Source organism: Kitasatospora sp. NPDC050463, from assembly GCF_040655255.1.
Taxonomy (GTDB): Bacteria; Actinomycetota; Actinomycetes; order Streptomycetales; family Streptomycetaceae; genus Kitasatospora.
In genome coordinates this window covers 22,584-48,506 of sequence record NZ_JBFAJO010000049.1, presented here as the reverse complement: position 1 = coordinate 48,506, position 25,923 = coordinate 22,584, and the positions used below count along the sequence as shown (strand labels likewise).

The following is a 25,923-nucleotide window of genomic DNA, read 5'->3' as shown; positions in this document are numbered from 1 at the left end:
ACAAACTTCCGCTGTGGAGGCAACAGTTGAGAACCCCACTTCTCCGCTACTCCGCCGAGCCGCTGCGCCGCAGACTCCTCGGAGCGCTCGGCTCGGCCCTGCTGGCCGGCGCGCTGCTCGCCGGTGCTCCCGCCGCCGCGCACGCCGCCGCCGTACCGGACGCGACCCCCACCGCGTCCGGCCCGGCGGCTCAACTGCCCCCGGACGGTGACTCGGTGGCCTCGCCGCCGGGGGCCAACGACTGGTCCTGCAAGCCGACGGCGGCGCACCCCAACCCGGTGGTCCTGGTGCACGGCACCTTCGCCAACCGCTACGAGAACTGGCTCGCGCTCTCGCCGCTGCTGAAGAGCCAGGGCTACTGCGTCTTCGCCCTGGACTACGGCATGGTCCCCGGCGTCACCTCCTCCGGCAGCGGTCTGCTGCTGCCGATCGGCGGCCTCGGCCCGGCCGCCGAGTCCGCCGCCCAGCTCGGCCGCTTCGTGGACCTGGTGCGCGGTGCGACCGGCGCGGCCAAGGTCGACCTGGTCGGCCACTCCCAGGGCGGCATGCTCCCGAACTACTACGTGAAGTTCCTCGGGGGAGCGGCGAAGGTCGACAAGTTGATCGGTCTGGCGCCCTCCAATCACGGGACGACGCTCTCCGGCATCGCCAACCTCGCCCCGTACTTCCCCGGGGTGGCCGATCTGATCTACACGGTCTGCGCGGCCTGCGAGGACCAGGTGGTGGACTCCGCCTTCAACCGGAAGATGGCCACGGCGGCGGACACCGTGCCCGGCGTCACCTACACGGTGATCGCGACCGTGTACGACGAGGTCGTCACGCCGTACCGGACGCAGTTCCTCGGCGGGGCGAACGTGAACAACGTTGTCCTGCAGGACCGTTGCCCGCTCTCGCTCGCCGAGCACGTGGCCATCGCGTTCTCGCCGACCGCGCTGCACCTGGTCGCCAACGCACTCGATCCGGCCCACGCGTCCCCGGTGTACTGCGGCTGACATCCGGTCGCCGATGGCCGGGGGCTGCACGGGAAGTCGGCGGGTCCGACTTCCCGTGCAGCGGTGTTCCGGCGGGCGCGGCGTGCTGCCGGGTGCGGCGTCCTGTCGGGCGAAGCGCGCTGCCGGGCAGGTGCGGTGGCGGGTGAACGGGAGTGGTGTCAGGCGGGCGGCGTGCGGAAGGTGACGGTGGCGGTCACGCCGTCGGGCCGCAGCTCGTACGGGCCGGGCCCGTCCAGCAGGGCGGCGTCGAAGCGGTCCAGGGCGGTGTCGGCGACGACGGCGCCGCCGGCCAGGCAGACCAGCAGGACGGTACCGCCGGCCGGGACGTCCACCGCGCGCGGTCCGGTGGCCAGCGCGAGTTCGGCGGTGGTGCGCCCGCGCCGGGTCATCACGTTGAAGTCCACCACCGGACCGTCGAGCAGCCGGCACCCGGTGTCGGCCTCGCCGGAGAACGCGAACGGGCGGAACGGGGTGTCGACGAGGTGCTCGACACCGTCGACGGTCAGGGCCATGCCCGGGCCGTCGACCAGGGTGATCACCCGGTCGACACCGGGGAACGCGGAGAACGGACCGGCGGTGGCGACGTCGGCGAGGCTGACCCGCCAGTCGAAGGCGTCCAGCCCCGCCCCGGCGGGGGACCCGGCGACCTCCCTGGTCACCCCGCCCCCGTTGAGCCACGCCGTCGCCGGGCGCTCACCCGCCCGCAGTACCTGGATCCGCCCGCTCGTCGTCATGGCGGCATCCTGCCACGGCGTCGGGCGGGCCGCGGAGCAGGACCACTTCGATCCGGCGCACCCGGCGCGGTAGGCGGACGGGAGAGGCGGCGGGCGGGGCCCGGCGCGGAACGGGTCGGTGGCGCCCGGGCATCGGCCCGGGGGCGTCGCCGGTCGGGCGCCGACGGGTGTGACACCCGTCGGATCGGGACGGGGTGCTCGACGGGGTACGCGGGTCGTCAGCGGCTGCGGGCGGTGAGGGGGAGGAGTGCGGCGAGCACGGCGGCGAAGGCGACCGTGGTGAGCGCGAGCGGGAGGCCGACGGCGTCGGCGAGGAACCCGATCACCGGTGGGCCGATCAGCATGCCGCCGTAGCCGAGGGTGGAGGCGAGGGCGACGCCCTGCGGGCCGCCGGTGGCGCCGGCCCGGGCGATGGCCAGCGGGAAGATGTTGGCCAGGCCGAGACCGACCAGCACGAACCCGGTCAGCGCGAGCGGGACCGACGGCGCGAGGGCGGCGAGCAGCATGCCGGCCGCGGCGGTGAGGCCGCCGAAGACCATCACCCGGGTCTGCCCCAGCCTGATGGAGAGCCAGGTGCCACCGACCCGGCCGCTGGTCATCGCGAAGGCGTACGCGGCGTAGGCGGCGGCGGCGGTGCCGGCACTGGCGTGGACGTCGTCGGTGAGGTGCAGGGTGGTCCAGTCCGCGATGGCGCCCTCGCCGTAGGCGCAGCAGAGTGCGGTGAGGCCGAGCAGCAGGACGAGCAGCCGGGCGTGCGGCACCCGGGCCGCCGCCGTGCGCGCGGCGGAGGAGGGGGCGTTCGAGGCGGGGGAGGTGGCGTCGGAGGAGGTGGCGGACGGGGCGGCCGGGCGGCCGGGTGCGACGACCGGTGCGGCCGGGCCGCGGAGCAGGACGACGCCGGCGCCCACCGTGACGGCCAGGCCCAGCAGGCCGCTCAGGCCCAGGGCCCACGCGGTGGTCAGGGTGCCGGCGAGCAGTCCGCCGACGCCCGCGCCGACCAGGCCGCCGAGGCTGTACCCGGCGTGGAAGCTGGGCATCACGGGACGCCGGAGCTGGGCCACCAGGTCGACGGCGGCACTGTTCATCGCGACGTTGGCGCCGCCGTACCCCGCCCCGAAGAGCAGCAGGACACCGCCGAGCGCCGCCACCGAGTGGGCGTGCGCGGGCAGCGGGACGGCGAGGGCGAGCAGAGCCAGCGAGCCGACGGTGACGGGCCGCGAGCCGTAGCGGAGGCAGAGCCGGCCGACCAGGGGCATGGTGGCGACGGCGCCGGCCGAGACGGAGAGCAGCGCGAGCCCGAGCGCGCTGTGGGAGGCGCTGACCTGGCTGCGGATGTCCGGGATGCGGACCACCCAGGCGGCGAAGAGGAAGCCGTCGACGGCGAAGAAAGCGGTGAGCGCGAGCCGCGCGGCACTCCAAGAGATGTCGGACGCACCCGGAGTGCTGCGAGACTGGGGGGACGGCCGGTCGGTTCGGTCATGGACGCGGATTTTGTTTCGGAGCGGCACAAAGTAACAATAGGGGTGTGCAGCTCACTCCATCAAGTCCGAAGCCCGGCTCCGCGGTCGATCACGACGCCCAGCGCGACGCCCACCGCCGCTCGGCCCCCGATCGCGGCCGCACGCTGCTCGGCCCGGCGCTCTCGCTCATCCACACCGGTCAGACCCCGACCCGTTCGGCGCTCACCCGCGCGCTGGACGTCACCCGGGCCACGGCCGGCGCGGTCACCGCGGAGCTGGAGGCGCTCGGCCTGATCACCGTCGACTCCAGGCCGGCCGGCGGCGGCCGGGGCCGCCCGTCGCACCGGCTGGCCATCGACCCCGCAGGCCCGGTCGTGATCGCCGGCCAGATCCACGCCGACGGACTGAGCGTCACCCTCGCCGGGCTCGGCGGACTGCTCGAACCGCCGGTGCACCGGCCGCTGCCCGCCGCCACCGACCCGGTCCGGATGCTGCGCGCCGTCGCCGAGGCCGGCGCCGAACTGGCCCGCCACAGCGGTCGCCGCTGCCTCGGCGCCGCCCTCGCGCTGCCCAACCCCGTCACCGAGCCGGACGGCACCGCGCTCGCCGCCCTGCACTTCGCCTGGCCCAGCGGCACGCCCGTCGCCGACCTGTACGACGTCGAGGTCGGCCGCGCGGACAACGGACCGCTCGCGCTCGACCCGCTGCCCACCTCCATCGCCAACGACGCCAACCTGGCCGCCCTCGCCGAGTACCGGCACGGCGCCGGCCGGGGCGCCCGCCACCTGCTGCTGGTCACCTCCGGTCACCGCGGCGTCGGTGGCGCCCTGGTGATCGACGGTCGGCTGCACACCGGCAGCGCCGGGCTCGCGCTGGAGGTCGGCCACCTCACCGTCGACCCGCAGGGCCGCCCCTGCCAGTGCGGCAACCGGGGCTGCCTCAACTCCGAGACCGACCCGGACGCGCTGTTCGCCGCGGCCGGGCTCACCCCCGGGCCGGACCGTCCGCTGCTCGACCAGGCCCGCGAGCTCTGCCGCGCCGCCGCCACCGACGAGCGGGCGCGGGCGGCCGTCGAGCACGTCATCGACCGGCTCGGCCTCGGGCTGGCCGGTGTCGCCAACATCCTCAACCCGGACCGGGTGGTGCTCAGCGGTCTGCACCTGGACCTGCTGGAGGCCGCACCGGACCGGCTGCGCGCGGTGGTCGCCGAGCGCAGCCTCTGGGGGCGCAGCGGTCGGGTGCCGATCGTCGGCGCCGAGCTGGCGCACAGCGCGCTGGCGGGCGCGGCCGAGCTGGCCTGGCGGCCGTATCTGGCCGACCCGCAGTCGGTGCAGGCGGGGGCGTAGCCGCGCGGGGGTGCCGGCCGGGGCGGTCCGCCGAGGGCCGTTGAGAGCTGTGGTGAGCGCCCGACCCGCGGATAAGCGGAAGCTGGGGCTGCGAAAACCGTCACTTATCGTGACTCTCATATACTCGTAGTGAGCAACCGGGGGGTTCGAGCGAGGAGAGTGACCATGGGTGCCCAGCTGAGCGCCGAACGGACCGACGATGTGGACCGCTCCGACGCGGCCTACCGGGGCTGGCTCAAGGAAGCGGTGCGCAAGGTCCACGCCGACGCCAACCGCTCGGCCGACACCCACCTGCTCCGCTTCCCGCTCCCCGTCGACTGGGGCATCGACCTGTACCTCAAGGACGAATCCACCCACCCCACCGGCTCGTTGAAGCACCGGCTGGCCCGCTCGCTCTTCCTGTACGGGCTCTGCAACGGCTGGATCCGCCCCGGCAAGCCGGTGATCGAGGCGTCCAGCGGCTCCACCGCCGTCTCCGAGGCCTACTTCGCCCAGCTGATCGGCGTGCCGTTCATCGCCGTGATGGCCAAGTCCACCAGCCAGGCCAAGATCGACCTGATCGAGTTCCACGGCGGCGAGTGCCACCTGGTCGAGCGCTCCGACGAGGTGTACGCGGCCTCCGCCCGGCTCGCCGAGGAGACCGGCGGCCACTACATGGACCAGTTCACCTACGCCGAGCGGGCCACCGACTGGCGGGGCAACAACAACATCGCCGAGTCGATGTTCGCTCAGCTGCGCCTGGAGCCGCACCCCGAGCCCGCCTGGATCGTCGCCACGGCCGGGACGGGCGGCACCTCGGCGACCATCGCCCGGTACGTGCACTACATGCAGCACGACACCCGGATCTGCGTCGCCGATCCGGAGAACTCCTGCTTCTTCGACGGCTGGGTCGGCCACGATCCGGACGCGGTCTGCGAGAGCGGGTCGCGGATCGAGGGGATCGGGCGGCCCCGGATGGAGCCGAGCTTCGTACCCGGGGCGATCGACCGGATGATGAAGGTGCCGGACGCCGCCTCGGTCGCCGCCGTGCGGGTGCTGGAGCAGATGCTCGGCAAGAAGGCCGGCGCGTCCACCGGGACGGGGCTGTGGAGCGCGCTGAAGATCGTCGCCGAGATGCGGGCGGCGGGGGAGCGGGGCAGCGTGGTCACCCTGATCTGCGACCCGGGCGACCGGTACCTCGACAAGTACTACTCGGACGACTGGCTGGCCGGTGAGCGGATCGACCTCGCGCCCTACCGCGCCCACCTGGAGGCGTTCCTGGCCGGCGCGGCCTGGGTCGGCTGACCCGGCTCGCGCCGAAGGCCGACCGTTCACGGCCCGGTGCCGCTTCCGGCACCGGGCTCCGTGTCGTGGGCGGTCAGGCGGGTCGGGCAGGTCAGGCGGGTCGGGCGGTCAGGGCGTGCGGGGCGGTCCGGCGCTCGGTCAGCAACAGGGCGGCGGTCACCGCGACGACGACGGCCGCCGCGCCGTGGACGCCGAAGGCGGTGGCCACTGAGCCGTGGTGGGTCAGCAGGGTGACGGCGTCGTCCAGCGGGATGAGCGCGTCCACCAGCAGCAGCCAGCCGAGGGCCCGCCGCTGGCCGGTGGCGAGCAGGACGAGCGGGGCGATGCCCGAGGCGAGATCCCGGATGCCCTTGGTGGAGAGGAACTCGGCGGCCTCGCCGCGCGGCCACTCGGGCAGGCCGAAGCCGGAGGCGGTGCTCTCCGGGGCGAACAGGTAGCTGACGCCCACGTAGCCGATGCCGAGCGCGATCAGCACGGTCAGGACGGTGGCGATCCGCCGTCGGACGGAGCCGGCGGCCGGGACGGCGGACGTGCGGGCGGTGGCTGCGGTGCTGGTGCCGGACATGGTGAATCCCCCTTGGAACCGTGAGGCTTGCGCTGAACTGACTGCTAGCGCCGCTAGGAACGAGAACGAAGCTAGCGCGTTCAGTGCTCGACTGTCTAGCGCTGCTAGGATCGATGTCATGGCAATCCAGGAGCGCCGCGAGCGCGAACGCGCCGAGCGGCATCAGCTGATCATCCGAATCGCCCGTGAGCTGGCGGAGGCCGAGGGGTGGGAGGCGGTGACGACCCGTCGACTGGCCGAGCGGATCGAGTACAGCCAGCCCGTGCTCTACAGCCACTTCGCCGGCAAGGACGCGATCGTGGCCGCCGTCGCGCTGGAGGGCTTCGCGGAGCTCGCCGCAGACCTGCGGGCGGCCACCCGGGAGGAGGCCGGGCCGGTCGAGGCCTTCCGTGCCGTCGCGGGCCGCTACCTGGCGTTCGCGGCGGCCAATCCGGCGCTCTACGACGCCATGTTCACCCTGGCGACGGACCTGCCGTTCGGGCGCCCGGACTCACCCGCCGCGCTGAAGGAAGGTTTCGCAGCCCTCGCCGGACCGGTGGCCGAGGTGGCCGGGGCCGAGGATCCGGAGCCCTTCACGGAGGTGGTCTGGGCGGCCCTGCACGGCCTGGCCACCCTCGGTCGGAGCGGCCGGCTCCGACCGGACCACGCGGAGTACCGCCTGGAGCTGCTGGTGGAGCGGATGCTGGGGAAGGAGGCGGCCCCGGAGCGCCGCTGAGCCCGTACCGCCGACCGGCATGGACAGGCCCGGCCCGGCATGGACCGCCCCGGTCAGGGCAGCGGGCCGGGTCACGCCGGTCGGCCACCGAACCCGGCCCCGCCCCGGTCAGGGCAGCCGGGCTCCCGGCAGGTCGGCGGGGACGAGCAGTTGGAGCTCCTCGGTGGACGGATCCGCGAGCTGGGCGACCCGCATGGCATGCCGTTCCACCATGGTCTCGAAGACCTGTCGGGCGGTGCGCCCGTTGCCGAAGTTCGGCCCGCGCTCCAGGGTGCCGAAGTGCTGGAGCAGCGCGCCCTCGGTGGCCTCGGCCAGCGCGTACTCGTGTTCGGCGCACTGCGCGCGGGCGATCTCCAGCAGCTCGTCCGCGGTGTAGTCCGGGAAGGTGACGGTGCGGGAGAACCTGGACGAGACACCGGGGTTGGCGGAGAGGAAGCGTTCCATCTCGACGGTGTAGCCGGCCACGATGACCACCACTTCGTCCCGGTGGTCCTCCATCAGTTTGACCAGGGTGTCGATCGCCTCGCGGCCGAAGTCCCGGGCGCCGTCCTCGGGTGCCAAGGCGTACGCCTCGTCGATGAAGAGCACCCCGCCGCGCGCCCGGTCGAAGGCGGCCGCGGTGCGGATCGCGGTGGAACCGATGTGCTCGCCGACCAGGTCGACCCGGGCCACCTCGACCAGGTGTCCGCGCTGGAGCACCCCGAGCGAGGCCAGGATCTCGCCGTAGAGCCGGGCCACCGTGGTCTTGCCGGTGCCGGGGGCGCCGGTGAAGACGAGGTGGCGGCGGAGCGAGGGGGCCTTCAGCCCGGCCTGACGGCGGCGGCGTCCGACCGCGATCAGGTCGATCAGGGTCCGGACCTCCTGTTTGACGGTGGCCAGGCCCACCAGCGCGTCGAGTTCGGCCAGCGCCTCGTCGGCGGGTCGGCAGTCCGGGATCGGCCCGATCGCCACAGGGGCCGTCAACCTCGGGGCCGTGGTGGTCAGTTGGGCGGCCCGGGCGGAGCGGGGGGCCGGCAGGTCGGCCGCGGGGGCGGCCGGGACGACGTCGTCCGAGGTGCAGGCCTCCACCACCGGGCCGGGTTCGGAGAACTCGAAGCCGGCCCGTTCGTTCTGCTCGGCCCGGCAGCGGGTCAGGACGGTCCGGCAGCCGTCGATGATGTGGAAGCCGAAGCCCTTGCCGTGCGAGACCCGGCAGTCCTCGAAGGTGCCCCGGCCCTGGGCCGAGACGTAGACGCCGGCGTCCGAGCTGGCCCGGACGGTGCAGTCGCGCAGGACGGGGTCGGCGCCCTTGGTGACGATCACGCCGGTGGCGACGTCGGAGATCTCGCAGTCGGTGAGCAGCCCGCCGCTGCCGTGGTCGCGGAACCAGAGCCCGGTGCCCGCCTCCTGGACCCGGCAGCCGCTCAGCGTCACCCCGGCGCCGCCGCTGACCGAGACGGCCGAGCTGCGGATCCGGCTGAACGAGCAGCCCTCGGCGGTGGCGGCGGAGTCGCGGTCCAGCACGAAGAGCGCGTCCGGCAGGTCGTGCAGCGAGCAGTCGGTGAGGGTGAGCCGGGCGCCGTCGCTGACCCACAGCGCCGGGTACTCGCCGGTCGAGCTGTGGATCTCGCAGGACTCGGCGGTGGCCTCGGTGCCCTGGTCCCAGACCGAGAGCGCGCCGCGCCCGAAGTCCCGCACGGTGCTGTTGGTCAGGGTGAGCCGGGCCCGGCCGCGCAGGTCGGCGCCGTTCTCCGGCAGGTCGTGCACCCGGCAGCCGGTCAGCACGAGTTCGGCCTCGCCGTCCAAGGTGATCCCGTTGCCGGTGACCCGGTGGATGTCGCAGTCGACCAGCCGCCCGCCGGCGTGGGCCTCGGCCTGGACGCCGCTGCCGCGGATCTCGTAGATCTCGCAGCCGGTCAGTTCGGCAGCGCTGCCCGGGTCGGTGAGGAGCACCCCGGCGCCGGTCGCGTGGTGGACCCGGCACCGTTCCAACGCGGCGGTGGCGCCGCCGAGTACGGCCAGCCCGGCCTGTCCGGCGGCGGCGACCTCGCAGTCCTCGAAGGCCGCAGCGGTGCCCTCGCCGCGCAGCCGCAGGCCCAGCCCGGTGGGGTTGGTGACCACACAGCCGCGCAGGGTGGGCCGGGCACCGTCGGTGACCTCGATGCCGGTGGCCGAGCGGGTCTCCACCCGGCAGCCGCTGAGCGCGGGCGTCGCCTCGGGGCCGGTGACCAGCACGGCCGGGAGGGAGCTGTCGCTGCCCTCGATCACCAGGTCGCGGACGGTGGCGGCGGCCGTGACGGTCAGCGGTACGCCGCTCGGCGGGTCGATCCGGACCGTGCCGGGGCCCTGCGCCGGGACGACCGTGACCGGTTTGTCCAGGACCACGTTCTCCCGGAAGGTGCCCGGCCGGACGGTCACGGTGTCACCCGGTTCGGCGGCCGCGAGGGCTTCCGTGAGGGTGTCGTACTCGCCGGCGCGGCGACGCCAGCGGGATGCGCTGTCCTGGGTGACTCGGACCCTGTGCTCAGCCATGACGGTCTGTCGTCCCCACCTTCGTCGAGCCGGCGATCAACGGGCCGTACGCGCGGGTGCGCGGCGGCCCGCCCACCGTAGCGCGCTCGCGCGGGTGGTCCGGCCGCCGCCCGTCGGGCCCGGCCGGGGACCGTTTCGTGTTCACCACATGTTTCAACGAGCGCGCACAGTTCGGGTTCCGAACGGGGCGCCGCACTCACCGGCCGGGGTGGCGCCGTACACGCTGGTGGAGACGGCGCCGCAGGCGGCGACGGCCGCGCCACCCGGGCGCACCCGAGGGTGGCGGAGCCCGGTGGCGGCCGCCTCGGGACCCGTCTGCCGAGCGCCCCGGAGCGGCCGGCGGAGGCGACGGCGGTCCGCGTACCGACGGCCCGTCGGCGGAGGGGGCGCCCCCACGGTGCGCGGGCGCCCCCGGCTCACACCCGCTCGTCCGCCGGCCGGTGCGCGCCGCTCTCCAGCACCTCGACCTCGTCGCCGAGGTGGAGCGTACCGAGCACGTCCCCCTCGACGCCGACCGGACGCTCGGGGATCAGGTTCTGCCCGAAGGCCGCCTTCTTCAGCAGCCGGTGGTGCCGGGCCAGGGTGCGCAGCGGCTCGGGGCCGCGCCGTTCGCCGCTCTCCTGGTCGATGGTGGTGACCACGCAGCGCCCGCAGGACTTGACCACCCTGAAGGTCAGCTCGCCGATCCGGATCCGGCGCCAGCCGTCCTCGGCCCACGGCTCGCTGCCGGAGACGATCACGTTGGGGCGGAACCGGTCCATCGGGAGCGTCTCGGGGCTCTCGGGGTGCTCCTGCGCGATCAGGGTGTTGAGCCGGTCCAGCGAGGCGGTGGTGGTGAGCAGCAGCGGGAAGCCGTCGGCCATCGAGACGGTGTCGCCGGGCGCGCTGAAGGAGGGGTCGACCGGGCGCGCGCGGGGGTCGTCCAGGTGCACCAGCCGGTAGTCGCCCAGTTGCTCGGCGATCCAGAGCTGGGCCTCCTTGGCGGCTTCGGCGGCGTGGAACCGGGTGCCCCAGACGTCGACCTCGGTGAGCGGGCCGCCGGCGGCGACGGCGGGGGCCGGGACCTCGATCCGGGAGCCGCCGGGGACGGTGAGCGCCAGCGCGCCGTCGGCGGTGGGCTCGGCGCGGATCTGGCCGAGGGTGGGGTGCTCACGCTGGCTGACGCAGCGTCCGGTGGCGTCCGCCAGCATCCAGCGCCGGTCGCCGGCCAGTCCCCACGGCTCGACCTGGGCGTGCTCGGGGCTCAGGCGGTACATCGACTTGACGGGGTAGACGTGAAGTCCGGTGAGCAGCATGCCCCCATCCTGCCAGCTCCCCGTGGACGGCCGGACCCCCGCCCCGGCGGTCCGCCGCACCCCGGACGCGCACGGACCGCCCGGCCGCCGTGGGGGTGGCGGTCCGGGCGGTCCGTGGATGACCCGTTTCTCCGTACGCCCGGCGCGGGGTGGCGTCGGGGTGGTGCTCAGGTGCTGTGGGTGGGGCCGGGTGGGGCCGGCCCGGAGGCGTCGGTCAGTAGCCCTGCCCCTGCGGCTGGTAGCCCTGCTGGAACTGGCCGGGCTCGCCGTACGGGCCGGGGCGTTGCGGCTGCATCGGGCGGATCGGCGCGACCGGGGCGACGGCCGGGCGCAGCTGGCCGCCGCCGAATCCCTGCTCGCCACCGTGGCCCTGGAAGCCGGAACCGGCCTGGCCCGAGCCGCCGAACGACTGCTGGCCGCCGAAGCTCTGCTGCCCGCCGAAGCTCTGCGGACCGCCGTGCTGCTGGCCGGCGGCGTTCGGCTGGCCGCCGAAGGAGCCGGGAGTGCCCAGCGGCTGCGCGCCGAAGGTCTGCTGGCCGCCCTGGCCGGCGCCGACGAAGGTGTTCTGGCCGCCGAAGCTCTGGCCGCCGGAGGGCTGGTAGCCGCCACCGGTGGCCTGCGAGAAGCCGGGGGCGGGAGCCTGCGGCCGCTGCCCGGACAGGTACGGCTGGGGGCTGCCGTAACCGGGGGCGGGCGGCTGGGGCGCGGCGGCGTACGCGGGCGCGGGCTGCGCCGGGATGTACGCCGGGGTGGGGCCGGCGGAGGGAGCGCTGCTCGGGCCGGGGCCCAGGGCGAGGCGCGCGGGCGGCAGCGCGGGGAGGTTGCTGCCGGGGGTGTCGTACCCGGTCGCGTACCGGTTCTCGTAGGACGGGCCGAGGCCGGATCCGTAACCGGACGAGAGAGCCGGCGGCAGGGCGGCCGGCACGTTGATGGGTGCGATCTGCGGGACACCGCGCTCTGCGACGAGGCTGTCGTAGATGGGCGTGCCGGAGGAGAAGGACGGAGAGGGGTAGCCGACTCCGTCGTAGGAGCGGGGCGAGGTCATGGGGCATACGGTAAGCCCACAATGCGCCTGCTGAGGAGAGTGGGAGGCCGAGCAGTTCGAGTGTTTACACAGTCTTCGCTCGCACAAAAGTTTCGAAAGTGTGAAGAACGGACATTCCGGCGGCGACTTCAGGCCAGCTCCGAACGGGGGTACGCGGTCGAACGGAGCCCGGACTGGGCCGGGGAAGCCCCCTGCGATGACGGGCCGGTGGACGGTTCGGGGCCGGCCGAAGAAACTTTTGCGGTCGGGGCGTGCGCCGGCGCATTCGAGCCCCCGCCGACGGAGCGGCGAGGGCTCGTGAATGTTTCGGGGATAAAGTTCCCGTGAGAGCTGCTCGGGGCGACAGAACCCGAGGTCAGCGTGCCTGTGCCGGGGCCGGCACGGCCTGCGCGGGGAAGCCCGGGCGGCCGGCCACCTCCGAGGTGCAGAACGAGCAGCGTACCGCCGCCACCGGGATCGGGCTCAGGCACTCCGGGCAGTCCGCCTTGGCCGCCGGGACGGGCTTGGCGCCCTCCAGCCTCGCCTGCAGCCGGCCGACCGGGACCACCACGATGAAGTAGATCACCGCGGCCACCAGCACGAAGCTGATCAGCGCGTTCACGAAGACGCCGTACGGGAAGTCGGTCCCGGCCACCGCGAAGGTCTTCTGGGTGAAGTCGCCGACGGCGCCGGTCGCGACCCCGATGAGCGGGGTCAGGAAGGCCGTGACGAATCCGGTGACGACAGCGGTGAACGCCGCACCGATGACGATGCCGACCGCGAGGTCCACGACGTTTCCGCGCAGCAGGAAGCTGCGGAATCCCTTGAGCACCGGGTGACTCCAAATCCGTACGGAGGAGGGTGAGATGGGACCACGGGCCCCGGCCGGACATCCTGCCGACCGGGCGTGCCCGCGGTCCAACCGCGTTCACCCGATCCGCCTAACGGGGCGGGGTGGCGTCAGGCGGCGCGCAGGCGCTCCGCGTACGGCTGGATCCGGACCACCGCCCCGGCGATCCGACGCACCGTGGGCGCGTCCATCTGGGTCCAGAGCGGCACCGTCAGGACCGAGTCCGCCAGCCGGTCGGTCAGCGGGAGCGACTCGGCCTGGTCGAGGTGGGCGTAGGCCCGCTGGCGCTGCACCGGCGGGTGGAAGTAGCGGCGCGAGTCGATGCCCTCCGCCCGTAGTGCGTCGGCGAGTTGGCGAGCGGTGAGCCCGAAGGCCGCGGCGTCCAGGATGAGCGTGAGGTCCTTGAAGGTGGAGACGTCACCCTCCTCCGGTAGGGCCAGGCGCAGCCCCGGCAGCCCGGCGGTCGCGGCGGCGAACTCGGCGACGAGTGTGCCCCGACGGGCCACCCTTTCGGGCAGGCCGGCCAGCCAGTTGAGACCGACGGCGGCGTGCAGCTCGCTCATTCGGGCATTCAGGCCGGGGAAGAGCGTGTCGTAGTCACCCGGGTTGCCGTAGTCGCGGGCGGTGCGCAGCCGCGCCGCGAGGGCGGCGTCCCGGGTGGCGACCAGGCCGCCCTCGCCGGCCACCGCGACCTTGGTGGGGCTCATCGAGAACACCTCGGCGTAGCCGAAGTTGCCGATCGGCACGCCGCGCCGGCTGCTGCCGAACCCGTGCGCCGAGTCGTACACCAGGGGGACGCCGGCCGCGTCGGCGACCTCCTGGAGGCGCTCCACCTGGCAGGGTGTGCCGTACACATGAGTGGCCATCAGCGCGGCCGGGCGGTCGGCGGCGGCGAGGCGGGCGGCGGCGTCCTCCGGGTCCAGGGTGATGTCCTGCTCGCGGGCCTCGGCGAACAGCGGGGTGCCGCCGGCCCAGTGCGCGGCGTGGGCGGTGGCGGAGAACGTGAAACCGGGCATCACCACCGGCCGGCCGTCGGCGACGCCGGCCGCCTGGAGCACCAGCATCAGGCCGGCGGTGCAGTTGGAGACGGCCACCACGTGCGGCACGTCCAGCAACCCGGCGGCGGCCTCCTCCAACTCGGCGACGGTCCGGCCGTTGGTCAGCTGCCCGCTGTCCAGCACGGTGCCGAGCCGCTCCAGCAGGGCGGCGCGGTCGGGGACCTGGACGCGGGTGAGCGGCAGGCCCTGCGGGAAGGCGGGCGTACCTCCGAGGGCGGCGGGCAGGGCAAGGGTGTCGGTGGTCATGGCGCGGTGGATCCCCCCTGGGTCGGTGACTGGGTCGGTGACTGCGGCGGTGACTGGACCGGCGGCTGCGGCGGTGACTGGACCGGTGACCGGACCGGCGACTGCGTCGGTGACCGGACCGGTGACCGGGTCGACGACCGGACGGGCGACCGGATCGGTGACGCTTCGTCGGACCCCGGCCCGCCGATGCTTACGGGGTGGGCCTCGGGCGGCCGCCGGCGCCCGCCCCACTGGCCCGGCGCGACCCGCCAGACCGGCGGCGGGCGGCGCCCGGCGGTCCCTCGGGTGGCGGTGGTGGAGGCGGCCGGGACCACCAGCAGGACCAGGACCAGGGGCAGCACCTGGACGCGCTCGCGCGACAGGATGCCCATGTTGTTGATGGTCGAGAAGGCCCAGCAGAACAGCAGGGTGTAGACGGCGGTGAAGGCGATGTACGCGCGTTGCACGAAGAGCCGGGGAAGCCGGCTGAGCCGTGGCCAGGCCCGGATGAACATCACCAGCAGCGCGAAGCACTCCACCGACTGGATCAGGTTCTGGATGTTCGACGCCTCGAACGGGAACGGCCGGAACAGCACGCTGACCACGGCGACTGGCAGCCCGGCCGGGTTCAGGCCGAACCGGGGCGCGGCGTCCTCCGGGGCGCTCGCGCTGATCATCGAGTTGCCCTGGCTGGTGCGCCGGGAGGTCTCCGAGAGGACCTGGTTCACGGCGTCGCCGCCGGTGCCGTCGGTGCCGAAGAAGGTCGAGACCTGCTGCAGCATCAGCACCGCCATCGCGCCGAGCACCAGGGCGGTCAGGATGGTCCGCAGCGGCCCGAGCGCGCTGACCTGCCGCGGGCGCTTGCGCAGCACGTAGGCGACCATCAGTCCGGCCCCGGCGAGCGCGGTGACGTGCGGGCGGACCATCGCGGTGCCGACCGACCCGAGCGCGATGCAGGCGAAGGCGCCGAACCGGCGGTCCAGCAGACGGGCGGTGCCGTAGGTGGTCAGGCCCAGGCAGAACATCATCCAGGCGTCCTTGCCGATGCTGGACGGCCAGAACAGCAGTGAGGGCAGGAAGAAGACCAGCTTGGCGTACTTGCGGGTGTCCGCCTCGGGGAAGGCGATCTGCAGGGCCCGCCAGAACAGCAGCAGGCCCCAGAAGCCCAGCCAGGAGAACACCAGGAAGCCGCCGATCAGCGACGGGCCGGTGATCGCGTAGACCACACCGGTCACGATGATGACGAAGCCGGTGCCGGCGACCTTCATCCCGAGGTCGTAGTGGACGCCGGCGAGGAGGTCGGCCTGGTCCAGGTAGGCGGCGAGCTCGGTGCCCTTCTGGTGGTACATCTTGGCGTCGGCCGCGCCGCCGTACAGCACGAAGGCCATCAGATAGCGGGGGAAGGCGCAGAGCAGCTTGGCGGTCATGGCCAGCATCAGCAGGGGGAACACGTCGCGCTCGGGGTTGGCGGCGGCGATCCGGGCCAGGGCCGGGGTGCCGACGGCCATCAGCGCCGGGAGGATCAGCAGCGCGCCCCAGGTGTCGTACGAGGTGTGCACCATGGCGACGACGAACAGCGACACGTAGCCCGTCACCAGCGTGGCGGCGACGGCGGACGGCCAGGGCACCCGGTCCCGGACGGCCGCGACGGCGGACGGCCGGGGCACGCGGCCCAGTGCGGCCCGGGCCGGAGCCGGCCGGGCCATCAGAAGACCTCCAGGTCGCCGAGGGTGAACCGCCAGTCGGACAGCGCCAGTCCGGTCCGCCCGGCCGGGGTGCGGGCGGCCAGCGTCATCCCGGTGCGGGGGGCCCGCAGATAGCCGGCCCGCAGCGCCGCGGCCGCGGCCTCGGTGCCGGGGGAGAAGTGGGTCGCGACGTGGTCGCAGCCGGACTCGCGGGCGGCGGCGCGCAGGAGCCGGGCCGCGCTGTCCCGGTCGCCGGGGCGGACCAGCAGGTCGGCGAGGGTGAACTCGGCGAGCGGCCCGCGCCGGCGTGGCCGGCCGATGGCCAGCCCGGTCAGCTCGCCGCCCCGGTGGCAGGTGAGGACCCGGTAGTCCAGGCCGGGGGCCTCGGCGTAGCGCCAGCGCAGGAACTCCGGGGTGCGCAGGACGGCCAGTCGGGGATCGGCCCGGTCGGCGGCGGCCCGCTCGCGCAGCAGCTCGGCCAACCGGCCGTCGGCCGTCGGGCCGGCCGTACCGGTCGAGCCCTCGTTCGAGCCGATCGAGCCGTTCGGGCCGGTCGGGCCGTTCGGGGCACCAGCCGGGTCGTCGGCCGGGCCGGTGCCCGCCGGTCGGTCGGCGAACCACGACCGGGCGGTCGGCAGCCGGCAGACCGGTGGTGCGGCCGCGCCGGCCGGGGTGCGGGCCAAGGCCGCCCGCACCCCGCGGGCGAAGGCGGCAGGACGGACCGGGCGCAGCGCGACCGGCACCCGGCCGAGCTCCTGCCACCCCATCCTCCGGTACCCGGGCAGACTGTTTCCGTTGGGCGTGTTGAACACCAACTCGGCCTGACCGGAAACCTGTTCGAGCAGGTCCAGGGTGAGCCGGCGGAAGATCCCACGGCCCTGGAAGTCCGGGCGGGTGGCGGTGTCCACCGGCCGGACGGCGGTGACGGTGCGGCCGGTGCCGCCCTCGTGCCACTGCCAGCGCAGGAAGAGCCGCACGCCCGCGAGCCGTCCGTCCGGGGTCTCGGCGACCAGCCCGGGGCTGGCACCGAAGGGCCCCAGACGGTGCTTCCAGGTGAAGAAGTCGGCGGTGCGGGTGCCGGTCGGGCCGCCGGCCAGGGAGGCGGTCAGCAGGTCGAGCACCGCCGGGAGGTCGGCCTCCGCGAGCGGGCGGATGGTCAGCTCGGCAGGGGCGGGCAGGGCGCTCACGTCCGGACTCGCTCTCCGTTCGGTGCTAGGAGCCTTCGGGGGATCGACGGGGACGTCGACACGGCGCCTCAGCGCCGCAGGACCTGCTCGTACACCGCCTCGACGGCCCGCTGGGCACCCGCGACGTCGAAGTGTGCGGCGCGTTCCCGGGCCGCCGCACCGAGGCGCTCCCGCAGCTCCCGGTCGTCGGCCAGCCGGCCGAGGGCGGTGGCCAGGGCGGCCGGATCGCCCGGCTCCACCAGCAGACCCTGGTCGCCGTCGTCCAGCACCTCCGGCATGCCGCCCACTCGGGTGACGACGGCCGGCAGGCCGCTGGTCATCGCCTCCATCAGGGCGACCGGCAGCCCCTCCTGACGGGAGCTCAGGGCGAAGACGTCCAGGCCGGGCAGCAGGGCCGGGACGTCCGGCCGCGAGCCGGCGAACAGGACGCTGCCGCTCGCGCCCAACTCGTCGGCGTGGGCGCGCAGTCGGCTCTCCAGCGGTCCGGCGCCGATCAGCACCAGCCGGGCCCGGGGGTGGTGCCGGCGCAGCCGGGCGTGGGCGGCGAGCAGCGTGGCCTGGTCCTTCTTGGGCGTCAGGTTGCCGACCGTGCCGACCACGAACGCGTCCTGCGGCAGCCCGAGTTCGGCCCGTGCGGCGGCCCGTGCGGCCGGTCCTTGCGGGGCGCCGGCCAGGTCCGGTCCGTGGTGCACCACGTGTACCCAGGCGCCGGGGCGGCGGCGGGCGGCCGGGATGGTCCGCGCGACGGCGTGCGAGACCGCGACCACCGCGTCGTTGCGCCGGTACGTCAGCGCGTTGGCCCAGCGGGTGGCCGGGCGGTAGCGGTCCCAGACGTTGTGCTCGGTGTGGACCAGCCGGGGCGAGCCCGCGCCGCCGAGCCCGTACGAGAGCAGCCGGGCGGCGGTGGCCGGGACGGGCATGTGGGTGTGCACCAGGCCGTAGCGGCGCTCGGCGAGCAGGCGGCGCAGGCGCAGCGGCCAGCGCGGGTCGGCCCGGCCGGGGGTGCCCGGCGCGCCGCCCAGGCAGTGCACCCGCACCCCGGCCTCGGTGAGCGCCGGGGCGAGCGCGTCCTTCCAGGGCAGCACGTACGCGACCTCGACCTCGTAGCGTGAACCGTCGACGTGGCGGGCGCAGTTGAGCAGCAGCTGCTCGGCGCCGCCGCGGCCGAGGCCCTTGGCCAGCCAGAGCACCCGGGTGCGCCCGGTCACCGCTCCTCCGCCTCGCGCAGCAGGGCCGCTCCGGTCGGGTCGCCGTCGGCCGCGCCGGCCTCGGGGCCGTGGCCGTTGCGGCCCGGTCCGGCGGGACCGGCGCCGTTCCGCCCCGGGGCGAGGGCGTCGCGCCGGGCCCAGCTCGGCGCCGCCCGCTCCGTGCCCCGCTCCGGCCCTCGGTCCGTGCCCCGCTCCACAACCGGGGCCGGGGTCGGGGCCGGTGCCACCGCGCGCGGCAGGGCCGCCCGGTCGGACCGGCCGCCCGGTGCCGCCGGACCGCCGCCCGCCGTGGTGCGCCGGCGCCGCCCGGCCGGTCCGAAGCTGGCGAGCAGCGCCACCCCGGCCACCGGCACGCCGGTCCGGGACAGCAACTCGGCCACCCGGTCGGCCTGTTCGGGGGTCACATTGCCACTGCGCACGGTGACCAGCACCGCGTCGGCGTGCTGGACGAGGTCGTACGCGTCGTTGGCGTGCAGCAGCGGCGAGGTGTCCACCAGGATGACGTCGGCGTACCGGCGGGCCCGGCGCAGGACTTCGGCGGCGCGCAGCACCAGCGCGGCCGGGTAGGCGGTGGTGTTGCCGCCGGTGATCAGCGAGACACCCGCCACGTTGGTCGGCCGGATCAGCTCGTCCAACTCGCCGAGCTGTTCGCCGCTGAGCAGTTCGGCCATCCCCGGGCCGCCGCCCACGCCGAGGTGGGCGTGCAGCTGCGGGTGGCGGAAGTCGCAGTCCAGGACGAGGACTTCGCGCCCGGTCTCGGCGAGGGCGGCGGCCAGGTTGGCGACGGTGGTGGTCCGCCCGTCACCGCTGCTTCCCGAGGCGACCAGGACCACCGGCGCCGGATCGGCGAGCCGGCGGGGGGCGGGCTCGGCGCGCTCCCACCCGGTGTGACCGGCGGCCGAGCGGCCGAGCGCGTCCGGGCCGGTGAGCAGCAGCGTGGAGCGCAGTGAGCGGTACGCCTCGGCGGCCGGGTCCGAGGGGCGAGCGCGCACCAGCGGCTCGCGCAACCGCCGCAGCCGGCGGGAGAGTTGCGGCACCTCGCCGATCACCGGCAGGTTGAACCCCTCCTCGACGGCGTTGCGGGTGCGCAGCCGGGTGTCCATCCGGCTGAGCATCAGCGCGGCGACGACGCCGAGGCCGAGCCCGAGCGCGACCGCCAGGCCCAGCCGCACGCTCCTGCTGGGGGAGGAGAGGAGGTTGCCGGCGCTCTGCCGGGCGTCGATGCTGCCCCACTGCTGGATGGCGTCGGTCTGGGCGCCGTTCTGCAGCTTGCTGATCGCGGTGAGCGTCGCGGTCAGCGAGGTGGACGCGGCGGTCAGTTTGGGCTGGAGCTTGGGCTGGTCGCCGGCCGAGGAGCGGTTGAACTGCTGCTGGACGTCGTCGAGCTGCTTCTGCTGGGCGTCCGCCTGGGCCTGGAGCTTCTTGACGGTCTCGGCGGCGCTCTTCGCGGACTCGTCGCTGAAACCCTTGATGATCGCGGCCGAGTAGGCGGCCGCCAGGTCGGAGCAGGACTGCTGGGTCGGCCCGGTGGTGGCGATCGAGAGCATCTGGGCGCTGTCGGCCGTCACGGTCCGGCGGGCGATCACCGCCGCCGCGTCGGCGATGCCGAGTTGCCTGGCCGCCGCCGTCGCGACGTCCGAGCCCTGCGCGTACGAGAGCACCTGGTCGGCCCGCACGGTCTCGCCGGCCCCCGCGACCGGCGTGATGGCGACCTTGCACTTCCATTTGGCGTTGTCCACCGTGTCACCGGTGGGGGTCAGCAGCCAGCCGACGACGAGTGCGGCGAGCGTGCAGCCGACGAGCAGCCGCCAGTACCGCCGCAGGACGGTGAAGTGGTTTGCCGGTTCCACCGGTCGGATCCCCTCGCGTTCGTGGTGCGGTGGTGCTGTCGGGCTCCCGTCGGGAGCACGGTGGTCCGGGTGCTGCTGTCTGTCCCGCGCCACGCTCTCGGCCCGGTGGAATCCCTCGCCCGATGTCGCAACCCGCCCCCCTGACGACTCGCTTCCCCGCGGCGGGGCGGCGCCGGCCCGGGGTGCGCCGGCCCGTCCACGTCCGCGCACCGGCCCCCGCCCGCCGGTCTCCCTGCGATGCTTGCCGAGCCGCGACGTGCGGCGCAACCGCTTTGGCGATACTGGGCCCGCCGGTGGCCGGGAGTGGACAGCGAGCGGTCGGATCCCGTCAGACCGTCCGCATCCGCATCCGCAGCGAGCGTTCGTAGAACTCGACCATCTGGGCCGACACCTGGTGCAGGGTGAACGAGGTGAGGAACCGCGCCCGCGCGGCCTTCGCCCGGACCCGGGCCGACGCCCGGTCCTCCAGGGTGTCGACGAGGGCCGTCGCGAACGCGCCCGGCTGCTCCGCGGGCACCAGCCGGGCGTAGTCCTCCGAGCCCACCGTCTCGCGCAGCGCCGGGACGTCCGCGCAGACCAGCGGCACGCCGACCCCCATCGCCTCCATCGCCGCGCTGCCCAGCCCCTCCCAGCGGGACGGCACGGCGAAGGCGTCGGACGCGGCCATCAGGTCGAAGACGTCGCCGCGCGGCCCGAGGAAGCGCACATTGCCCGTCACCCCGGCGAGCGCCGTCAGCCGGGCCGTCTCGGTGCCCTCGCTGCCGGCCAGCAGCAGCACCGCGTCCGGCTCCGCCCGCAGGACCGCCGGCCACGCCTCCAGTAGCACGTCCAGGCCCTTCTGGTACTGCTGGCGTGCCGCCGCGAGCACCACCGGAGCGTCCTGCGGCAGGCCCAGCGCGGCCCGGACGGCGGCCCGGCGCTCAGGGGTGACGATGCCCAGCAGCTCCGGGTCGCGCCCGCGCGGCACCACGTCGATCCGCTCCCGCGGCACCCGCAGCCGCTGCGCCATCGCACCGGCGACGTGCCGGGTCAGCGCGTGGAACCGGCGGGTGCCCTGGGCGGTCGCGGCGTCCACCGCCTGCGCGGCCCGCACCTTCCAGGGGCTGAGGCCCCGCGCGTTGAGGTGTTCGGGCCCGTACGCCGAGTTGACGAGACTGGAGACCACCGGCGTGCGGGCCGACAGGGCGGCGGCCCGGCCGAGCACGTCCGACTCGTACAGGGTGGTGTGGACGAGATCCGGGCGGCGCTCGCGGACCAGCCCGCGCAGCGCGGTGACGGTCCGCCCGCGGGTGGCCCGGCCGACGCCGAACACGTCGGCGCCGGCTTCGGTCAGCTCCGGCTGGAAACCGGCGGGCGAGTCCTTGAGGTACGCGACATCCAGCTTCACCCCGGCCCGCACCAGTTGGGGGGCCATCGCCACCAGGCCCTGCTCGGCCCCGCCGACCCGGCTCACGCTGTCGATCACATAGAGCACATGCACAGGCCAACCCCCGCCCTCCTGGGCGCGGCCGGTCTCCCATGCCGGCCGGCACCCTGACTGTCGATCAGCATCGCAGGTGGCGGCGCCCGGCCGCCAGGTGTTCGACCAGGAGTCTGCCCGCCGCCCGGAGCGGCCAGGGGCGCGTACCGGGGCGCGCGAACGACGCGGCAGCGTACGACGGCGCTCGGCCAGCGCCCGACAGGGGTACCCGCGCTGGCGCACGGGCCACCGCCGGGTTGCGTGAAGGGGCTGCCCCGCGCCTCCCCCTGTGCCAAGGTCGTCCCCATGCCCGACGCGACGCCGGCGAAGACGGCCGGAACCCGCCCCCGCATCCTGCACGTGATCACCGACCCGCGCCGCCGCGGCGCCCAGAACCTCGCCCGGGACCTCCACCGGGAACTGCGCCGCCGGGGCCAGGCCTCCGCCCTGCGCGCCCTCGCCCCGCACCCCGACGCCGCCCCCGACGCGCCCGACACCCTCGCCACCCCGGTGCTCGGCCCCAGCCGGCTGCACCCCGCCACCCTGCGCGCCCTCCGCTCCGCCGCGCGCACCGCCGACCTGGTCGTCGCGCACGGCTCCGCCACTCTCCCCGCCTGCGCCCTCGCCCTGGCCGGTACCCGCACCCCGTTCGTCTACGTCTCCATCGGCGACCCCCGGCACTGGACGGCGAGCCCGCTGCGCCGGCTGCGCACCGGCGCCCTGCTGCACCGCGCGGCCGCCGTCACCGCGCTCGCCGACGAGGCCCGCACCCTCCTTCAGGAGCACTTCAGGCTGCCCGCCGGCAAGGTCCGCACCATCCCCAACGCCCGCCGCGCCGACCGCTATCCGCCCGTGGAGGGCGAGGCCGAGCGGCGCGTCGCGCGTCAGGCGCTCGGCCTGCCCGTCGACGGTCCGCTGGTCGCCTGGGTCGGCGCGATCGCCCCCGAGAAGCGGCTCGACCTCGCCCTCGACGCCCTGGACCGGCTGCCCGACGTCCGGCTCGCGGTGGCCGGCGACGGCCCGCGGCGCGCCGCCCTGGAGCGGCATCCGGCCGCGGCCCGGGCCCAGTTCCTCGGCACCCTCGCCGACCCGGCGCCGCTCTACCGGGCTGCCGACGCCCTGTTGCTCACCAGTGACAGCGAGGGCGTGCCCGGCGTCCTGATCGAGGCGGCGCTGGCCGGGCTGCCCGCCGTCGCCACCGATGTCGGCTGGGTCCGTTCGGTGGTCCGCGACGGTGTCACCGGTGCGCTGGTCGCCCCCGGCGATCCGCTCGCGCTCGCCGAGGCGTTGGCCAAGGTGCTGGCCGGTGACCGGGCGGCGCTCGGCGCGGCCGCCCGGGAGCACGTGCTGGAGCACTGCGAACTCGGCGTGGTGGTCGACGTCTGGCAGCGGCTCTTCACCGAACTGTGGGGCCGCTGACCGGGGGTGCGGTCGGGCACGAGGCGCAGCCGCCCGGGCCGGGCTGGGCCGATCGGGCGAATCCCGGCCGGGTCCCCTCGGGGTGAGTGGCCGATGACGAACCGTCACCGTCACACTGCCCGGTGTGAAATCCCTGCTGAGGTCCACCGTCCTGCTGGCCGTCGCCACCGGGATCGCCGCGTCCCCCGCCCAGGCCGGCGCGGCCACCACCCACCAACCGTCCCGCGAGGGCTCCCAGGCCATCCGCGTCGACCAGCTGAAGCCGGTGCGTGAGAGCGCCCGCACCGAGGCCGTCGAGTTCTTCTGGTACGACTGCGGCCACTCCCAGCAGCTGGAGCAGCCGCTCCAGGCCTGGGCCGAGAAGCACCGGGCCGACGTCAACCTGCGCCGGGTGCCCGCGATCTGGCAGGGCAGACCCGAGGAGCGCGTGCAGCGCGGCCACGCGCGCCTCTATTACACGCTGGAACGCCTCGGCCTGGTCGAGCGCCTGCAGACCAGCGCCTTCCGGGCCGTCCACTCCAACGACCAGGACCTCACCACCGAGGACACCACGGCTGACTGGGCGGTGCGCCAGGGCATCGAGCCGCAGGCCTTCCGCGACGCGTACCGCTCCGCCGACGTGCAGCGGTCCGTCGAGGACGCCGCCTCGCTGTTCGTCCGGTACCAGATCAACGAGCTGCCCACGGTGGTCGTCCAGGGCGAGGAGCGGACCTCGCCGACCAGGGCCGGCGGCGTCGAGGCGATGCCAGGCGCCCTCGACCGGCTGGTCGAGCAGGACCAGCAGCGCAACCCCCGGCACTGACCGCTCTCCGGTCCGACCGATCACCTTCACCGAACCGACCCCCGGCGACCACACTCTGTGCCAGAGTGGACGCCGGGTCGCACCGCCGGGATCGAGAACTGCCGTGGTGGCGGGCCCACTTCTCGATACCGGCGGTACCGGAGAGGGCAGGGGTCCGTGGGGGGACAACGCGCGCAGCTCGTCGACGAGCGCGACAGCCAGTCATCGGCCGCGTCGAGGCGGCCCGCGGTCGCCGACGGGCCGCCGCCCGAGCTGGTCTTCAAACGCCGGCTGCGCCCCGCGCAGGTGGTCCGGGAGCTGTGGGGCGCGCGGGAGCTGGTCCGGGCCCTGGCCGAGCGCGACCTGCGGGCCCGCTACAAGCAGGCGGTGCTCGGCTTCGCCTGGGCGGTGCTGACCCCGCTGGCGCTCTGCGCCATCTTCACCCTCGTCTTCCACCGTGCCGTGAAGATCGACACCGGCTCGGTGGCCTACCCGCTCTTCGCCTATGTCGGCCTGATCGTCTGGCAGTTCTTCAGCAACACCATGAACCAGGGCGCGCTGAGCCTGGCCAACAACCTCAGCCTGCTGAACAAGGTGTACTGCCCGCGCGAGGTCTTCCCGCTGGCCACCATGCTGGTCGCCAGCGTGGACATGGTGATCGGCGTCGGCGTCCTCGGCCTGCTCTTCCTGATCTTCTGGACCGCCCCGGCCGCCACCTTCCTCTGGGTGCTGCCGCTGCTGGCCATCCAGTTCGCCTTCACCTACGGCGTCGCGCTGATCCTCTCGGTCGCCGTCGTCTATCTGCGCGACGTCCGCCACCTGCTGCCGATCATCACGCAGATGGGCGTGTTCGCCACCCCCGTCGCGTACCCGCTGGCGCAGATCCCGCAGCGCCTGCAGGAGATCTACGTCGGCTTCAACCCGCTGGGCGCCGTCATCGAGGGCTACCGCGGCGCCCTGCTGTACGGCGACGCGCCGGACGGCACGCTCACCTCGATCGCCGCGGTCTCCTCGCTGGTGTTCCTGGTCGGCGGCTACCTGCTGTTCAAGAAGCTGGAGACGGGGATCGCCGATGTCGCCTAGCCCCGCGCACCCCCTGGGCACCATCCGCACCGACCAGGTGTGGAAGCGCTTCAAGGCCGACCAGCAGCGGATGCTGCTGCGCGACAAAGTCGACTCGATGGCCCGCCGGCTGCGCGGTGAGAAGGGTGAGGAGTGGCGCTGGGCGCTGCGCGACATCACCCTGCACATCGAGCCGGGCGAGTCGGTCGGTCTGATCGGCTCCAACGGCTCCGGCAAGTCGACGCTGCTGAAGATGCTGACCCGGGTGATGTACCCGTACGGCGGCGTGATCGACGTGCGCGGCCGGATCGGTGCCCTGATCGAGATCCGGGCCGGCATCCACCCGGATCTGACGGGACGTGAGAACGTCTACCTGTTCGGCGCGTTGCTCGGTCTGCGGCGCCGCGAGGTGGCCGCCCGGTTCGACGACATCGTCGAGTTCGCCCGGCTCGGCGGCGCGATCGACCGGCAGGTGAAGTTCTACTCCTCCGGCATGCAGATGCGGCTCGGCTTCGCCGTCGCCGCCTACCTGGAGCCCCATGTGCTGCTGGTGGACGAGGTGTTGGCGGTCGGCGACGCCGTCTTCCAGCAGCGCTGCCTGGACCGGATGCGTGAGGTCGCCGAGCAGGGCACCACCATCGTCTTCGTCTCCCACGACCTGCCCGCCGTGGAGTCCATCTGCCGGCGCGGGATCTGGCTGGAGCAGGGCTCGGTGCGGGTGGACGCGGGCATCAGGGAGGCGATGGCCGGCTACCGGAGCTCCATCGAGGCGGAGTCGGAGACCGGCGGCCGTACCGGCGAACCGCTGCAACTGCTCGGGCACGCCGTCCGGGGGGAGGACCGCGACAGCCTCACCAGCGACGAGCCGATGACGGTCGAGCTGACCCTCGGCGGCGACTACCGGGGCGACGCCACCCTGCACCTGGGCGTCAGCGAGGGCACCTCCAGTCCGATCTTCCAGATCAGCCACGAGGTCCGGCTCACCGGGGAGGACCACCAGGTCGCCTGCGTGATTCCCCGCCTGCCGCTGCCGCGCGGCCGCTACACGCTCTGGGCGGGTGTCTACAGCATCGGCCGGACCGACGGCGGCACGCTGATGGGCTGGCACCCGGTCGGCCAGTTCGACGTGTTCGGACCGATGCTGGACTCGCCGCCGCGCGCGGTCGTCCTGGCCGCGCCGGTGTTCGTCCCGCACCACTGGGAGGAGTGACCC

The 25,923-nt window shown here is 74.6% G+C and carries 20 protein-coding genes and 1 pseudogene; 8 read left to right on the top strand and 13 right to left on the bottom strand.

Annotated features, from left to right (window positions below; genetic code table 11):
* Positions 1-26: 26 nt before the first annotated feature.
* Positions 27-992, top strand: coding sequence for an alpha/beta fold hydrolase (locus AB0J08_RS27315; protein WP_360639714.1), 966 nt, complete (start codon positions 27-29; stop codon positions 990-992).
* A gap of 158 nt (positions 993-1,150) precedes the next feature.
* Here AB0J08_RS27315 and AB0J08_RS27310 read toward each other — a convergent pair whose 3' ends face one another.
* Both AB0J08_RS27310 and AB0J08_RS27305 read right to left on the bottom strand, forming a co-directional pair.
* Complete coding sequence (locus tag AB0J08_RS27310) at positions 1,151-1,726, bottom strand: HutD family protein (protein WP_360639711.1); 576 nt, start codon at positions 1,724-1,726, stop codon at positions 1,151-1,153.
* A 218-nt stretch (positions 1,727-1,944) separates the two neighbouring features.
* Positions 1,945-3,150 carry an MFS transporter gene (locus tag AB0J08_RS27305; RefSeq protein WP_360639767.1) on the bottom strand — a complete coding sequence of 402 codons (1,206 nt, stop codon included), beginning with the start codon at positions 3,148-3,150 and terminating at the stop codon, positions 1,945-1,947.
* 200 nt (positions 3,151-3,350) lie between these two features.
* On the opposite strand from AB0J08_RS27305, the gene AB0J08_RS27300 reads away from it, so the two are divergent.
* Both AB0J08_RS27300 and AB0J08_RS27295 read left to right on the top strand, forming a co-directional pair.
* Entirely contained in the window at positions 3,351-4,532 is a 1,182-nt protein-coding gene (locus tag AB0J08_RS27300; RefSeq protein WP_360639763.1) for an ROK family protein, read from the top strand.
* Between the two features lie 165 nt (positions 4,533-4,697).
* A complete protein-coding gene (locus AB0J08_RS27295; RefSeq protein WP_360639708.1) occupies positions 4,698-5,816 on the top strand; it encodes a PLP-dependent cysteine synthase family protein in 1,119 nt (372 codons plus the stop codon).
* Between the two features lie 91 nt (positions 5,817-5,907).
* Here AB0J08_RS27295 and AB0J08_RS27290 read toward each other — a convergent pair whose 3' ends face one another.
* Positions 5,908-6,381 carry a DUF4267 domain-containing protein gene (locus AB0J08_RS27290; protein WP_360639705.1) on the bottom strand — a complete coding sequence of 158 codons (474 nt, stop codon included), beginning with the start codon at positions 6,379-6,381 and terminating at the stop codon, positions 5,908-5,910.
* 118 nt (positions 6,382-6,499) lie between these two features.
* Here AB0J08_RS27290 and AB0J08_RS27285 point away from each other — a divergent pair, with 118 nt between their 5' ends.
* On the top strand, positions 6,500-7,096 hold the full coding sequence (locus AB0J08_RS27285; RefSeq protein ID WP_360639702.1) for a TetR/AcrR family transcriptional regulator: 597 nt from the start codon (positions 6,500-6,502) through the stop codon (positions 7,094-7,096).
* Between the two features lie 108 nt (positions 7,097-7,204).
* On the opposite strand, the gene AB0J08_RS27280 is transcribed toward AB0J08_RS27285, so the two are convergent.
* From AB0J08_RS27280 to AB0J08_RS27235, 10 genes and pseudogenes are all read right to left on the bottom strand, one after another.
* On the bottom strand, positions 7,205-9,607 hold the full coding sequence (locus tag AB0J08_RS27280; protein ID WP_360639699.1) for a right-handed parallel beta-helix repeat-containing protein: 2,403 nt from the start codon (positions 9,605-9,607) through the stop codon (positions 7,205-7,207).
* 416 nt (positions 9,608-10,023) lie between these two features.
* Positions 10,024-10,902, bottom strand: coding sequence for an MOSC N-terminal beta barrel domain-containing protein (locus AB0J08_RS27275; RefSeq protein WP_360639696.1), 879 nt, complete (start codon positions 10,900-10,902; stop codon positions 10,024-10,026).
* A 628-nt stretch (positions 10,903-11,530) separates the two neighbouring features.
* Positions 11,531-11,947 (bottom strand): annotated as a pseudogene (locus AB0J08_RS27270) (DUF6643 family protein); the annotation flags it as partial.
* Positions 11,948-12,302: 355 nt separating this feature from the next.
* Positions 12,303-12,758 (bottom strand): large conductance mechanosensitive channel protein MscL, encoded by a 456-nt coding sequence (gene mscL / locus AB0J08_RS27265; RefSeq protein WP_360639693.1) that lies wholly within the window; start codon positions 12,756-12,758, stop codon positions 12,303-12,305.
* 128 nt (positions 12,759-12,886) lie between these two features.
* Complete coding sequence (locus AB0J08_RS27260) at positions 12,887-14,080, bottom strand: aminotransferase class I/II-fold pyridoxal phosphate-dependent enzyme (protein ID WP_360639690.1); 1,194 nt, start codon at positions 14,078-14,080, stop codon at positions 12,887-12,889.
* On the bottom strand, positions 14,077-15,765 hold the full coding sequence (locus tag AB0J08_RS27255) for a hypothetical protein (RefSeq protein ID WP_360639687.1): 1,689 nt from the start codon (positions 15,763-15,765) through the stop codon (positions 14,077-14,079). The genes AB0J08_RS27260 and AB0J08_RS27255 overlap by 4 nt, the downstream gene beginning before the upstream one ends.
* Positions 15,765-16,931, bottom strand: coding sequence for a GNAT family N-acetyltransferase (locus tag AB0J08_RS27250; RefSeq protein WP_360639684.1), 1,167 nt, complete (start codon positions 16,929-16,931; stop codon positions 15,765-15,767). The genes AB0J08_RS27255 and AB0J08_RS27250 overlap by 1 nt, the downstream gene beginning before the upstream one ends.
* A 68-nt stretch (positions 16,932-16,999) precedes the next feature.
* Positions 17,000-18,139, bottom strand: a complete 1,140-nt coding sequence (locus AB0J08_RS27245; protein WP_360639681.1) for a glycosyltransferase — start codon at positions 18,137-18,139, stop codon at positions 17,000-17,002.
* The gene (locus AB0J08_RS27240) at positions 18,136-19,989 is read right to left on the bottom strand and encodes a P-loop NTPase (protein WP_360639678.1); all 1,854 of its coding nucleotides are present in this window, start codon (positions 19,987-19,989) and stop codon (positions 18,136-18,138) included. Before AB0J08_RS27240 ends, AB0J08_RS27245 begins: the two co-directional genes overlap by 4 nt.
* A 328-nt stretch (positions 19,990-20,317) precedes the next feature.
* On the bottom strand, positions 20,318-21,454 hold the full coding sequence (locus AB0J08_RS27235) for a glycosyltransferase family 4 protein (RefSeq protein ID WP_360639675.1): 1,137 nt from the start codon (positions 21,452-21,454) through the stop codon (positions 20,318-20,320).
* A gap of 300 nt (positions 21,455-21,754) precedes the next feature.
* On the opposite strand from AB0J08_RS27235, the gene AB0J08_RS27230 reads away from it, so the two are divergent.
* The 4 genes from AB0J08_RS27230 to AB0J08_RS27215 all read left to right on the top strand — a co-directional run bounded on the left by AB0J08_RS27230 (position 21,755) and on the right by AB0J08_RS27215 (position 25,920).
* Positions 21,755-22,867, top strand: a complete 1,113-nt coding sequence (locus AB0J08_RS27230) for a glycosyltransferase family 4 protein (protein ID WP_360639672.1) — start codon at positions 21,755-21,757, stop codon at positions 22,865-22,867.
* A gap of 124 nt (positions 22,868-22,991) precedes the next feature.
* The gene (locus AB0J08_RS27225; protein WP_360639669.1) at positions 22,992-23,669 is read left to right on the top strand and encodes a thiol:disulfide interchange protein DsbA/DsbL; all 678 of its coding nucleotides are present in this window, start codon (positions 22,992-22,994) and stop codon (positions 23,667-23,669) included.
* A gap of 156 nt (positions 23,670-23,825) precedes the next feature.
* Complete coding sequence (locus AB0J08_RS27220; RefSeq protein WP_360639666.1) at positions 23,826-24,731, top strand: ABC transporter permease; 906 nt, start codon at positions 23,826-23,828, stop codon at positions 24,729-24,731.
* Positions 24,721-25,920 carry an ABC transporter ATP-binding protein gene (locus tag AB0J08_RS27215; RefSeq protein ID WP_360639663.1) on the top strand — a complete coding sequence of 400 codons (1,200 nt, stop codon included), beginning with the start codon at positions 24,721-24,723 and terminating at the stop codon, positions 25,918-25,920. The genes AB0J08_RS27220 and AB0J08_RS27215 overlap by 11 nt, the downstream gene beginning before the upstream one ends.
* Positions 25,921-25,923: the final 3 nt, after the last annotated feature.